The 12,170-nt window shown below is 60.8% G+C and carries 11 protein-coding genes; 6 read left to right on the top strand and 5 right to left on the bottom strand.

The window, feature by feature from the left end; genetic code table 11:
* The first annotated feature begins 4 nt into the window (after positions 1–4).
* Together groL and VX159_RS09395 are read left to right on the top strand one after the other, a co-directional pair.
* Complete coding sequence (groL, locus tag VX159_RS09400; RefSeq protein WP_371322633.1) at positions 5–1,627, top strand: chaperonin GroEL; 1,623 nt, start codon at positions 5–7, stop codon at positions 1,625–1,627.
* Positions 1,628–1,778: 151 nt separating this feature from the next.
* Positions 1,779–2,021, top strand: a complete 243-nt coding sequence (locus tag VX159_RS09395) for a hypothetical protein (RefSeq protein WP_371322632.1) — start codon at positions 1,779–1,781, stop codon at positions 2,019–2,021.
* Between the two features lie 27 nt (positions 2,022–2,048).
* On the opposite strand, the gene VX159_RS09390 is transcribed toward VX159_RS09395, so the two are convergent.
* Positions 2,049–2,822: a sulfite exporter TauE/SafE family protein gene (locus VX159_RS09390; RefSeq protein WP_371322631.1), complete on the bottom strand. Its 774-nt coding sequence runs from the start codon at positions 2,820–2,822 to the stop codon at positions 2,049–2,051.
* A 121-nt stretch (positions 2,823–2,943) separates the two neighbouring features.
* Here VX159_RS09390 and VX159_RS09385 point away from each other — a divergent pair, with 121 nt between their 5' ends.
* Complete coding sequence (locus tag VX159_RS09385) at positions 2,944–3,858, top strand: LysR family transcriptional regulator (RefSeq protein ID WP_371322630.1); 915 nt, start codon at positions 2,944–2,946, stop codon at positions 3,856–3,858.
* A 15-nt stretch (positions 3,859–3,873) separates the two neighbouring features.
* On the opposite strand, the gene VX159_RS09380 is transcribed toward VX159_RS09385, so the two are convergent.
* From VX159_RS09380 to VX159_RS09370, 3 genes are all read right to left on the bottom strand, one after another.
* On the bottom strand, positions 3,874–4,638 hold the full coding sequence (locus tag VX159_RS09380; RefSeq protein ID WP_371322629.1) for a CZB domain-containing protein: 765 nt from the start codon (positions 4,636–4,638) through the stop codon (positions 3,874–3,876).
* A gap of 114 nt (positions 4,639–4,752) precedes the next feature.
* On the bottom strand, positions 4,753–6,087 hold the full coding sequence (locus VX159_RS09375; RefSeq protein WP_371322628.1) for a DUF4214 domain-containing protein: 1,335 nt from the start codon (positions 6,085–6,087) through the stop codon (positions 4,753–4,755).
* 66 nt (positions 6,088–6,153) lie between these two features.
* The gene (locus VX159_RS09370; protein WP_371322627.1) at positions 6,154–6,582 is read right to left on the bottom strand and encodes a hypothetical protein; all 429 of its coding nucleotides are present in this window, start codon (positions 6,580–6,582) and stop codon (positions 6,154–6,156) included.
* A gap of 205 nt (positions 6,583–6,787) precedes the next feature.
* Here VX159_RS09370 and VX159_RS09365 point away from each other — a divergent pair, with 205 nt between their 5' ends.
* Both VX159_RS09365 and VX159_RS09360 read left to right on the top strand, forming a co-directional pair.
* Positions 6,788–7,393 (top strand): hypothetical protein, encoded by a 606-nt coding sequence (locus tag VX159_RS09365; protein ID WP_371322626.1) that lies wholly within the window; start codon positions 6,788–6,790, stop codon positions 7,391–7,393.
* 304 nt (positions 7,394–7,697) lie between these two features.
* The gene (locus tag VX159_RS09360) at positions 7,698–8,849 is read left to right on the top strand and encodes a diguanylate cyclase domain-containing protein (RefSeq protein ID WP_371322625.1); all 1,152 of its coding nucleotides are present in this window, start codon (positions 7,698–7,700) and stop codon (positions 8,847–8,849) included.
* A 75-nt stretch (positions 8,850–8,924) separates the two neighbouring features.
* On the opposite strand, the gene nudC is transcribed toward VX159_RS09360, so the two are convergent.
* Complete coding sequence (gene nudC, locus VX159_RS09355; RefSeq protein ID WP_371322624.1) at positions 8,925–9,704, bottom strand: NAD(+) diphosphatase; 780 nt, start codon at positions 9,702–9,704, stop codon at positions 8,925–8,927.
* 153 nt (positions 9,705–9,857) lie between these two features.
* Between nudC and VX159_RS09350 the strand changes: the two genes are divergently transcribed.
* Complete coding sequence (locus VX159_RS09350) at positions 9,858–12,155, top strand: hypothetical protein (protein ID WP_371322623.1); 2,298 nt, start codon at positions 9,858–9,860, stop codon at positions 12,153–12,155.
* Positions 12,156–12,170 lie beyond the last annotated feature (15 nt).

The following is a 12,170-nucleotide window of genomic DNA, read 5'->3' as shown; positions in this document are numbered from 1 at the left end:
AAGAATGGCAGCTAAAGAAGTCCAATTTCACGATCAGGCGCGCAGCCGCATTCTGCGCGGGGTCAATGTGCTGGCCGATGCGGTCAAGGTGACGCTCGGACCGAAAGGGCGCAATGTCGTCCTGGAGCGCAGCTATGGCGCGCCCTTGATGACCAAGGATGGAGTTTCAGTAGCCAAGGAAATCGAACTCAAGGACAAGTTCGAGAACATGGGGGCGCAGATGGTCAAGCAAGTCGCAGCCAAGACCGCCGATGTTGCCGGTGATGGCACCACAACTGCGACGGTGCTGGCCCAGTCGATTGTGCGCGAAGGCATGCGCTATGTGGCAGCCGGGATGAATCCGATGGATCTCAAGCGCGGCATCGACCGCGCGGTCTCCACCGTGGTTGATGAATTGCGCAAGCTTTCCAAACCCTGTGCCGGCAATCTGGAAATTGCCCAAGTAGCAAGTATTTCGGCCAATGGCGACGCAGCGATTGGCGAAATCATTGCCGAAGCGATGAACAAGGTCGGTCGCGATGGGGTGATCAGTATCGAGGAGGGCAAGTCTCTGGAGAATGAACTGGAGGTAGTCGAAGGGATGCAGTTTGACCGCGGCTATCTCAGCCCATATTTCATCAATCAGCCGGAGAAACAGGTAGCGCTTCTGGAAGACCCTCTGATTCTTCTCTATGACAAGAAAATTTCCGGCATCCGCGACCTGCTGCCAGTCCTTGAAGAAGTGGCGAAAGCTGGCAAGCCCTTGCTGATTGTTGCCGAAGAGGTCGAGGGCGAAGCCCTGGCGACATTGGTGGTCAATAGCATGCGCGGGGTGCTCAAGGCGGTCGCGGTCAAAGCCCCCGGATTTGGTGACCGGCGCAAGGCAATGCTGGAAGACATTGCGATCCTGACCGGGGCGACAGTGGTTTCGGAAGAAACCGGTGGCAAGCTGGAAAACACCACGGCAGCACAATTGGGGCGTGCCCAGCGGGTGGAAGTCCGTAAGGACAGTACAACCTTGATCGGTGGCAGCGGCGCAGCTGCCGCAATCGACGAACGGGTTGCTGTGCTCCGCCGCCAGATCGACGATTGCACCTCCGACTATGATCGCGAGAAATTGCAGGAGCGCATTGCCAAATTGGCCGGAGGGGTGGCCGTAATCAAGGTCGGCGCCGCTACCGAAGTCGAGATGAAAGAGAAAAAGGATCGGGTTGACGACGCTTTGCATGCGACGCGGGCTGCGGTTGCGGAAGGTATCGTACCGGGCGGCGGCGTGGCTTTGCTGCGCGCCCGAGCCGCGTTGCTCGGCTTGGCGGGCGGCAATCCCGATCAGGAGGCGGGGATTCGGATTGTCTGCCGGGCACTCGAAGAACCGTTGCGGGCGATTGCAGCCAATGCCGGCGATGAGCCCTCGGTGGTGATTGCGGCGGTCGAGGCTGGGAGCGACAGCTTTGGCTACAACGCAGCGACCGGCGAATATGGCGACCTGGTTGCTGGCGGCGTGATTGATCCGACCAAGGTGACACGCACCGCCTTGCAGAACGCAGCCTCGGTCGCCGGCCTGATCCTGACTACCGCCGCCTGTGTCGCCGAGGCGCCGCAGGCGGTAGCAAACAGCGGCCGACTGCAGCCCGATGACGAGGCGTAAGAGGCCCGATGCCGGATACCGGGGCGCTTGCCGCTGCGGTATCCGGGGGACCAGCGTGTCTTCCTGCGTGCCTAAGGATTTCGGGCGGCGGCACGGCGCGATTCGGGATCGTCAGAAGCAATCGCCCATTGCGAATTCGAAGGAGAAAACGATGAAATTGCAGTATTCCCCTTGGCCGGCCCATGCATCTGGCAATCGGATGTTGCCGGGCTGCGATGCGCTGATTCTGCTCGGGGCCAGTTGTCAGGGGCCGGAGATCTATTCTCAGGTTGCCGTCGAGCTTGGCTACGGGCCCTTGCGCATGCCGGTTCCGTGCGACAGCGAAAGTATCCGGGCACAACTCGAAGCCTGTGTCAGTCAACCGCCGGGAGTCGGGGGACGGACCTGGCATTGAGCTGACAGACTGGGGGCCGTCTGGGGGTCAGGCCGTCCCGTTCCACAACCAGAGGGCTGCAATCAGCAACATCACCGCGAAGGCGGTGCGCAAGCGGCGTTCGGGCAGCCGATGGGCGAGGGCAACTCCGGCAGAAACGGTGAGGATGCCCCCGGCGGCCAGCGGCAGCCCGAGTGACCAGTCAACCCGGCCGGCATCGGCATAGGCCAGCAGCGCGACCAGCGAACTGGGGGCGACCAGCGCCAGCGACAGGCCCTGTGCAGTGGTTTGCCGTTGCCCCAGCCACCCCGAGAGCAGCGGGCTGGCAAGCAGGCCGCCGCCGATCCCGAGCAGCCCCATGCTGCAGCCGCCGAGTACGCCAACCAGCGGAATCAGACGGTGATCGAGTGGCTTTTCGGAAACTGGCGGTCGATGGCGGCGGCGCAGCAGGTTGATTGCCAGCAGGCTCAGGAAGATGCAGAAAATTCCGCGTAGCCAGCGTGGGTCCAGCGTATTGGCGAAATGGGCGAGTAGCCAGGTGGTCAGGCTGGCTGAAATCATCATCGGCAAGACGGCCCGCCAGGGCAGGGGGTGGCGCTGCTGGTAGCGATGCCAGCCCAGCAGCAAGTTGGGCACCATCAGCACCAAGGCTGTGCCCTGGGCCTGCGGCTGGCTCATGCCGAAACCCGCCACCAGCATCGGAATGGCGACAATGCCGCTGCCGATGCCGAACAAGCCGCCGAGGAAACCCAGCGCCGCCCCCAGGGGTAAAGCCATCAGCAGCAGCGGCCAGGTGCCAGAAAGGCTCAGTACAAAATCCATCAGTGCTCTCCCGGTTCACTGGGCAAGAGGATAGCTGTTGCGTAAAAAGCTTCAATCGGGTTTGCTACACTACATTAGTGCGAGAAACGCATTAATGGTCGGCAGATGAATGGAGGCTGAGGTGAGCGATTTTTCTGATCTGGCGTTCTTTATCGAACTGGCCCGGCAACCGAGTCTGGTTGCCGCTGCGCAAGGCCTGGGGATCACTCCGCCCAATGTCAGCCGCCGCTTGGCCGCGCTGGAGCGGCGCCTCGGGGTGCGCTTACTGAACCGTACCACGCGGCGGCTGAGTCTGACTCCCGAGGGGCACCGTTATCTGGAGCAGGGCGAACAGATTCAGTGCGACCTTGCCAGCCTCGAACGTTCGCTACTGGCCAGTCGTGACGAAGTAGCCGGCCTGTTGCGGGTCAATGCCACCTTCGGTTTTGGCCGGCGGCACCTGGCACCACTGGTTTCCGAATTTGCCAGGCGCCATCCGCAGCTTGAACTGGTGTTGCAATTAACCGACCGTCCGCTGGATCTGGCCGAGCATGCGCTGGATCTGGGGATCCGCTTTGGTCTGCCACCGGATTCGCGGCTGGTTGCGCGCCGTTTGCTCGGCAATCGGCGCCTGCTGTGCGCCGCTCCTGCTTATCTTGCCGAGCATGGCGAGCCCTTGTCGCCGCAGGCATTGGCCGAGCATCGCTGCATCGTGATTCGCGAAAACAACGTGGTGTTCAATCATTGGTACCTGACTGACGGTGCGGGCCAGACCATGGTCAAAGTGGCCGGTCATCTGAGCAGTAATCATGGTGAAGTCGCGGTCGATTGGGCCGTGGCCGGGCACGGCATCGTGCTGCGTTCGGAATGGGATGTGGCGGGAGCGCTGGCGCGTGGCGACCTCCGTCGTATCCTCAACCCGTGGATGGGGCTGGCGGCGGATGTCTATGCGGTGTATCCGCAACGTCATCATCTGCCGGCACGGGTGCGGGCTTTTGTCGATTTTCTCGCTGAGCGACTGGGCGATTTCTGGGGGAGCGGGGGCCGGCAGGGCTGATCGCCTGCGGGGCGTCTAGAATACTGTCCAGTCGATCAGCGGTACCGGCGTACCGTCGTCGAGCAGGATCAGGCCGGCGGTCGGGCCTCCGGCTTGGCCCGGCTTGCAGCGCGGGGCGGGTATCTGCACGATGTCGCGTACGGCGTCGGCGCCGAGGGCCCGGGCGGCACGGCCACTGCCGAGGATGACGGCAATCCGGCGCTGCAACTCGGTCAGTAGCTGGCTGGCCGAGTCGAACAACTGCAGCAGCGTTGCCAACGTAGTCGTGCTGGCCGTTTGATATTCGGCGAGGGCGGCAGCCTGCTGGTTGTTTTCGGCTTGTGCCAGCAAACGGTCGGCGAGGCCGTGGATCAGTGCATGCGGTTGTTCGAACTGTGCCAGCAGCAAGCCCAGCCTGCGGTCTTCCGGGCGGTAGGCATAAAACCATTTACCAAAGGCGCAATCGTAGGGGCTGCGTGCCTTGGCAAATGGCGTGCCGGTACGCAGTGAGTGTTCGAGTGCGGCCATCCAGTCGAGATGGTCCTGGCGGCGCTGCGGCAGCATCGCCTGCAGGCTGTCGTATTCTGCGTAGGCCGATGGCAAGCCGAGTGCATCCCAGAGCGAGACAAAGGGCAGTGGTTCGTCCTCGAAGACGAAATAGTCCTCGCGCTGCTCGCCGTTGCAGCGGAATTCCGGAGCGATCCGCGCGACGTAGCGGACAGCAGCGAGCGGCAAAGCAAACGTCCGGCTGCCGACCTCGATCAGCAGGACTTCAAGCGGGGCAACGGCTGAACTGCGCATGATGGCGAGGGACGGACGAAATTGGCGACAAGCACCATTCTAAAGGTAAGCCGGGGCTGGTATTTTTACCATTTTCACGGTCGACCGTGTTTTGACCGTTTTTTCCCTGCTGCTTCAGAGCAACTCGATTCCGTTCTGGATCACGCCGATCAATGCCGCTTTGTTTTCATTCGATTCGGAAAAATTGACCAGTAGCGATTCGCGGCTGACGCTACCCGCATTGAACTGGCCGAGCCAGTAATCGTAGCCGCCCGGGTCGGGGGCCCGATGTAGCACGTTGTTGTAGAGCAGGGTCACCAACTGGCCGGCTCCCGGATTACTGCCATACAGGCTGCGGAACTCGTTGCTGCCAATGAAAGCCGATGCCGCCGTGTTCAGGGTGATTCCGGCATCGATCTGGTCTACCCAGTAACTCAGGCCGCTGATATCGGGTTTGCGGTTGAAGGCTGCCTGGTACAGGCGGTAGGCCTGGCCGGCGTTGCCATCAATATCGAGGGCAAGGCGCAGGTCGTTGAAGTGCAGACGCTCAATCCCGGACAGGGTATCGGTATTGCTGCTGTTGGCATTTTCACTGACGCTGAACAGGCCAGCCTGGTAGCGGACGCTGTAGCTGGCTGCCTTGGCGCTGTAGTAAATCTTGTCCAAGCCGCTGCCACCGACGAAATATTCCTTGCTGGCAGTGGCATTGAAATTGTCGTTGGCCGAGGTTCCATTGCGATTGACGCTGCCGTCAGCAGTCATGCTCGGTAACTGACTGTCGTTGGCTGATAACTGGGTCAGCAACTGGCTGTAGACCAGGCCGATGTCGGCCCAGATATTGATCGTTGGATCGCCGCTACTTTTGACGCCGATCAGGTAGTAGTTGTCCCCGTCGTTGACATACAGCGGGCCGCCGGAGCTGCCGGGACCCATCAGGTCGGTCCCGGTCCCGGAATGCGCCTGGTATACGCTGTAATGGCTGTCTTTCTCGTAGCTAACCCGGCCCTGCATCATGCCGCTGCTACCCTCGGGGTAGCCCAGTACCAAGGCCGTGCCGGGCGTGTTGTAGCCGCTGCTCAGGCCAATCCAGCCTACTTCATCGCCGATGGCCTTGACCGTGGTGAGCAGCGCGATGTCGTATTGGGATTCGGCCGAGGTGAGCAGCGAGTTGTCGCCGTCCGCATAGACCTGGGTCGGGTAGGCGTACCAGTTGGATACGCTGAAGCTGCCATAAGGCTGTTTTTCGAACCGATAGGTCTGCGAATTGACATCTGCGCCAGGGTATACCGTGATCTTGCTTGCATTGCCGCCGTGTGCCGGGTGATACACCACATGCGTGGCGGTCAGCACGTCATTGCGGCCGACCACCGTGCCGGTGCCGCCGCTGATGTAGCCGTCCGGGTAGCGTGTTTCGATGTACACCAGTGTCCGGTAGGGGTAGCTGGTAAGGGCAGAAATTTCGGTCAGCATGCGGGGATTCTGGAGTGGCGGCGTCAGGTTGTCATACTAGCCGGATATTGCAGCGGCGTTATTGATTCAGAATTCGATGCCATCGAGGGCACTGACGGTCTGTCGCATGTGGGTCAGCAATTCACGGTTGTAGTCGATGAATTGCAGGTGCAGCGGCGTATCGAGTGCTTGATTGAGCGAAAGCCCGCCTTCCGGCAATTCGACGATCCAGCCTTTGTCCAGCAGCTTGTCGAGTTTTCGGCGCACGGTTTCGCGGGGAATGCCGGAAGCTGCTGAAATCGAATGCGCATTGCTGTGCCGCCATTTTGCCCGCTGTCTTGGCGCGCTTCCGGTATGGCTTCCGGCAATCACGTGCTGACCAAGTTCTCCGAGCACCATGGCCAGCACGATGTCGCCATCAAACAGCCGGTAAATTTCGCGCAGGGCGTGCAGCATCGTCTGGCTGAGCTGGTAAGTGGCAATTTCAACCGCGCAGGGCGGCGTATCTTGAGGCATGGCGCGAGTTCCCGGGTAAAGCGGACAAATGTGCCCAAAATGGGCGGTTTTGGCAAATCTGCCTGTCGCAGCAGCGTAAAGTACGCCACCTGATGATGCGTGCTTCTGCTCTGCCGGCGTCCGGCCCGATGCAGAGGGGGCAGCGGGCCGAAGACATCGGCGGGTAGTGGAAATACGTGGTTTGATGAGTGAACTGAGTCCAAGCATGCAAAGAATTCTGGCGGTCCTGAAGGGGCAGCCGGACCTGAATGTCGAGGCGATTGCCTTGGCTGCCTGCGTCAGCAGGAAGACCCTGGTATTCGGAGGCTATCTCAAGCAATTGCGGCAGCAAGGCCTGATTCATGTCGGAGCCTGGCAGCGCAATCCGCTTGGTGGCTACAGTCCTTTGTATCGCTGGGGGCCAGGCGATGATCTGGTGCGGCCGCGGATGCAGCGGCAGGAGCGGAATTCAGCGGGCGTACGCAGTATCGAGCAGGCGCTGGCCGAGCACGGTCCGATGGGGTACCGGCAGTTGGCGGAAGTTACCGGCCTGTCACGCAATACGCTCAAGAACGGCGGCTATCTTGATGCCCTGCTGGTTCAACGGCGGATTTATATCCTGCGCTGGGAACGCAATCCGCGCGGACCGATGCGAGCTATCTACGCTGTCGGCCAAGGGATTTCAGCGCCCCGGCCACTGCCCCTCAACAACGCTGAAAAATCCCGGCGCTACCGCGAGCGGAAACAGGTGCTGGGGCCGCGTTCCGATGCTTTCAGCACCTTGTTGCGAGGAATTCGTACAGAGCCGGGTGATAAAAAAGGGAAGGTATGACCCTGCATCCGGTGTCCGGGGCAAGGCCACGTTGGCCCGACTGGATAAGGGTGTCTGGCCTGGTCGCAGATCGGTCAAACCCGAGTGGCTAGCGAGCTCAGCCGCTCAGACTCAGCGGCCTGGCATTTGCCTGCGGTAGCGGTCGGCATTGCGCTATGCCGGAAAAATTCCTGCATTCTCCTGCCTGGAGCTGATCAGATGTACGGAGTTGCGAGAAAGTCGGGCTGAGACCTGGCTCTTCCGCCGCTTCGGGCCTATCCTGAAGGTGAGTGCCGGAGCTAACCGGCCGCAGGGAGCAGTGGTGATGTCGTCGATTCATCCTTTGACGCTGGGTTTCCGCGATTCGCGGCGGGAAGAGGCATTTACGCTCGCTTCTCTGGCGCGAATCAGAACTCAAGGGGTAACTGCGATTGCCGTCGGGATGTTTGTGTATCTGCTCGGCGGAATCCTCGACCACTGGTTTGTCGAGCCCGAACTGGAGCAGGTGTTATGGCAGATTCGCCTGATTGCCTTGCTCATTCCAGGCTTGGTCATGGGGCTGGTTTTTTCACGATGGTTTGCCCGGTTTTACAACCTGTTGCTGGCATTGGTCGGGTTGGCCGCCGGTAGCGGGGTGATCGCCATGCTGCTGGTGCTGCCGCGCGATACCGTGGCTTATTACTACCCGTTGTTGGTTCTGGTGACGTTTTATACCTACAACTTCATCGGGACCCGCTTCGTGCATGCCTTTTGCGTCGATCTTGGTCTGCTTCTTTCCTACAACCTGGTCTTTGCTTGGCATTCGGGGTATCCCGGGTATTTGTTGCTGGCCCACAACTTTTTCTTCCTGTCGGCCAACCTGATTGGCGGGACCGCCGGCTATCTGGCCGAGCGCCAGCGCCGACTGCTGTTCTTGCACGAAAGCGAATTGGAAGAGGAGCGGCAGCGGCACCTCAGCCGCTCATTGCATGATCCGCTGACTGGTTTGCCCAATCGCGACCTGCTGTTTGACCGGATCAAACATGCGCTTGCCGAGGCACAGCGAGCCGGCGGGCTGCACTGTGGCTATTTTCTCGATCTGGATGGTTTCAAGGCGGTTAATGATCGACTGGGGCACGAAGCCGGTGACGAGGTTCTGCGCGAGATCGCGCGGCGTTTGCGTACGGCGGTACGTGCCAGCGACACCGTGGCCCGGATCGGCGGCGATGAGTTTTTCGTGCTGGCGCTGGATATTGGCGATCGCGACAGCGCCTGTGCGCTGGCGCGCAAGCTGCTAGATCTGGTTGCAGCCCCGATGCCCGGTTTTCCTGGCGACCTTCCTTTGGGTACCAGTATCGGGCTGTGTCTTTTTCCCTATGATGGAATGAGTGTTTCCGGCCTGATTCATCGTGCCGACGAGGCGATGTACCGGGTCAAGCATTGCGGCAAGGGCAATTTTGCGATTGCCGATGAATTGCGGGCCGCCTTTGCCCAATAGCCGGAAAAAAATGGAACCGGTCATGGTCGACCGTGAAAATCCCGTTTTTCCCCGCTCCGGATGTCCCGGGGTGGTTCAGGCAGAGCGAGTGCAGGCTGCCTCTATCAGTCGTCGAGAAATGCTGACCGGCTCTGGCAGCAGTGGCAGCCGGTCGACGGTGAACCAGTCAGCCGCCTCGATTTCGTCGGGAGCCGGACGGACTTCACCGCTAAGATAGTCGGCAAAGAAGGCGATCATCAGCGAGTTGGGAAAAGGCCAGGGCTGGCTGGCGAAGTAGCGCAAATTGGTGATTTCGATACCTACTTCTTCGCGCACCTCTCGGACTGCGCATTGCTCCAGGGTCTCACCCGGTTCGACAAAACCGGCCAGGGCGCTATACACACCGGGCTTGAAATGCGGGCTGCGAGCCAGCAGCAGGCGCTCTCCATCGCGGACCAGGACCATGATCGCCGGCGACAGGCGAGGGTAGGCCACCAGGCCGCAGGCTGGGCAGCGCATCGCGAATTCGCCTGTAAGAGCCTCGGCCGGTGTGGCGCAACGGCCGCAGAAGCGATGTTGTGCCTGCCAGTCAAGCAGTTGCACGCCTCGTCCGGCGAGGGCGAAGGCTTCCGGCCCGGCATGCGCAAAAAGGGTGCGCAGCGGCAGCGGTTCAAGCTCAAGCTGCTCGGGAAAATCACGCAGTTCAGCAGCGTAGCAGGGACGCCCCAGCCACTCGCCGATTTTCAGCGGCGGTGCTTTTGTAGTCAGAGGCAAGGAGGCTGCCAGTTGTGGAAACGGAGTCAATGGGTCGGCGATGCGCAGCAGCAGCCGTTGTTCGTGGCGAAGAATCCAATAGACACTGGCTTGATCAGGCATGGGGGGCAGGGGCAGGAAGGGAGAATGACAGCTTACGCGAGTTCGCCATCGGAGACGAAGGTGGCAAGGTCGCATACAATTGCTATATTTGTCGATTTGCTCTTGCGCAAACATCCGCCGCGAGCCTTCTTTCACCCTTGATTCCGGTTTCAAATGCCCAAACTGCCAATTTTTCCGGCGACCTTGTATTTTCTTGCCGGTGGTTTGCCGGTTGCCTGCGCAGCAGAGTCGGCGGTGCATTTGCCAGAGGTCGAGGTCTACGGCCACGGCGAGTTTCGCCAGGTACAAAGTTGGCGGCCGCCGGTCGACGCGCCGGTGGCTGCGGGCGAAACGCCATTGAAATCCCTGAACCGGCTGGCCGGGGTCAATTTTCAGGCGGCCGATCCTTTCGGGAGCTACGAGTGGGCGACCCGGATTTCGCTGCGCGGCTTCAGTGCTGCGCAACTCGGCTTTACCCTCGACGACATGCCGCTGGGCGAAATGTACTACTCGACCTTGAACGGGCTGTCGATCAATCGCGCCCTGATTGGCGAAAATCTGGGGCGGATTCGTATCTCGCAGGGGAGCGGGGCGCTGGAAACGGCAGCAACCAGCAATCTTGGCGGAACCTTGCAGTTTTATTCGCAGGACCCGGCGGAGCGGGCCGGTGGACAACTGGCGCAAACCTTGGGCAGTCATGGCAGTCAGCGCACCTGGCTGCGTGCCGATAGTGGCCGCTTGGCCAACGATGGCAAGTTCTATGTCGCTGCTGCGCACCAGAGCACGGATTTATGGAAAGGCAGCGGCCATCAGAGCCAGGATCAAGTCAACCTGAAATACACGCAGGTCTTCGATGACCGCCATCTGAGCCTCTATTACAACTTTTCCGATCGGCAGGAGATGGATTACCAGGACCTGACCAAGGCCTGGATCGACCAGTTGGGTTACCGCTGGAGCAATTACTGGCCGAATCTGCCGGCGGCCATCGCCAATGCAGCGAATACCGGAGCCAGCGGGGTTCCGGTCAATGGCGGGCAGACGGTGGCCAATCCGGTCGATGCCGCTTACTACGCGGCGGCCGGGGTGCGTCGCGATCATTTTGCCTATGCCACCTTGCAAGGTGCCACTGGTCAGCAGGGCGAGTGGAAGGCGAGTGTCTATGCGCATGACTATCGGGGGGCGAGTATCTGGTATACCCCGCACCGTGCTACCCCGGGAGCAAGCGGCTCGCCCTTGTCCGAGCGGGTACTGGCTTACGATTCGCAGCGGGTTGGCGGACTGGCCTCGCTCAGCGGGTCCTGGGGGGCTCATCAGCTATCGACCGGATTCTGGTACGAATATCTGGAGGCGACGCAAAAACGCCTGTTTTTCCCGGTTGACCGTAGCGGCCCGGCCTGGTCGCCGTACCGCTTTCCCGATCCGGACAGCGCCTTCTTCACCCAGTGGGCGTATCGCTTCAATACCCAGACGCTGCAGTATCACTTGCAGGATGTCTGGCAACTGAACGAGCAGTTCAGCCTGCTGGCCGGCTTCAAGTCCTCGTACAGCCGTAGCGAGGGGCGGCCGACAGTCGACCGGCTAGGCGGCCTGGCTTTGCCGCAAGGCAGTCTGACCGCGCAGGACGGTTTTTTGCCTCAACTGGGAGCGAAGTGGTCGCTGGGAGGGCGTAGCGAACTCTTTTTTGACCTCTCGAAAACCCTGCGCAGCTACCAGTTGGGGGGCTACGGTATTGGCCAGTCTCCCTGGGCAGTACGCAATCAGGCGGCTTTTGACCTGGCCAAAGCGCAACTGAATCCGGAAACTGCATGGACCTATGAGGCCGGTTACCGTTTTGCCGGTGAGCTTGCTGCCGGTCCGTTGCGTGGCTATCAGGGGGCTGTCAGCTTCTACCACGTGCGCTTCAGCGATCGCCTGCTGAATATCTCGCCCGGTGGTTCGTTGCTCGCCGCGACTTCCGGGGCGGCTGTGCTGGCCAATGTCGGTGGGGTCACAATGAATGGCATCGAAGTGGCCGGGGCGCTGCGTTTCGCCCGCGGCTGGCGCTGGCAACAGTCGCTGAGTTATACCCGCGCCACCTACGATGACGATTATTTCAGCAACCAGGAACGAATCGCGATTGCCGGCAAAACGGTGGTCGATACGCCGCGCTGGCTATACAAGAGCGAACTGGCCTACCGGCATGGTCCTTACCAGTTACATCTGCAGGCCGATTACCAGTCCGCGCGTTTCTACACCTATGGCAACGACCAGTCGGTTCCCGGACGCTGGCTGTTCAACCTCGGCGGCGGGGTTGAGTTGGGGCGCTGGGGCGGATTGGGCGAGGCAGGGTTGCGCCTTGACGTGCTCAACCTTTTTGACCGGAAATACGTGTCGACCGTAGGCACCAGCGGTTATACCGCCAGCGGCGACTACCAGACCCTGCAGGTCGGGCTGCCACGGCAGGTGTTTGTGACGCTCAAGCTGGCGTTGTGATGCAGGAGCCTTCGA

Origin of the sequence: Dechloromonas sp. ZY10, assembly GCF_041378895.1 — a bacterium.
Taxonomy (GTDB): Bacteria; Pseudomonadota; Gammaproteobacteria; order Burkholderiales; family Rhodocyclaceae; genus Azonexus; species Azonexus aquae.
This window is presented reverse-complemented; position numbering and strand designations above follow the sequence as displayed.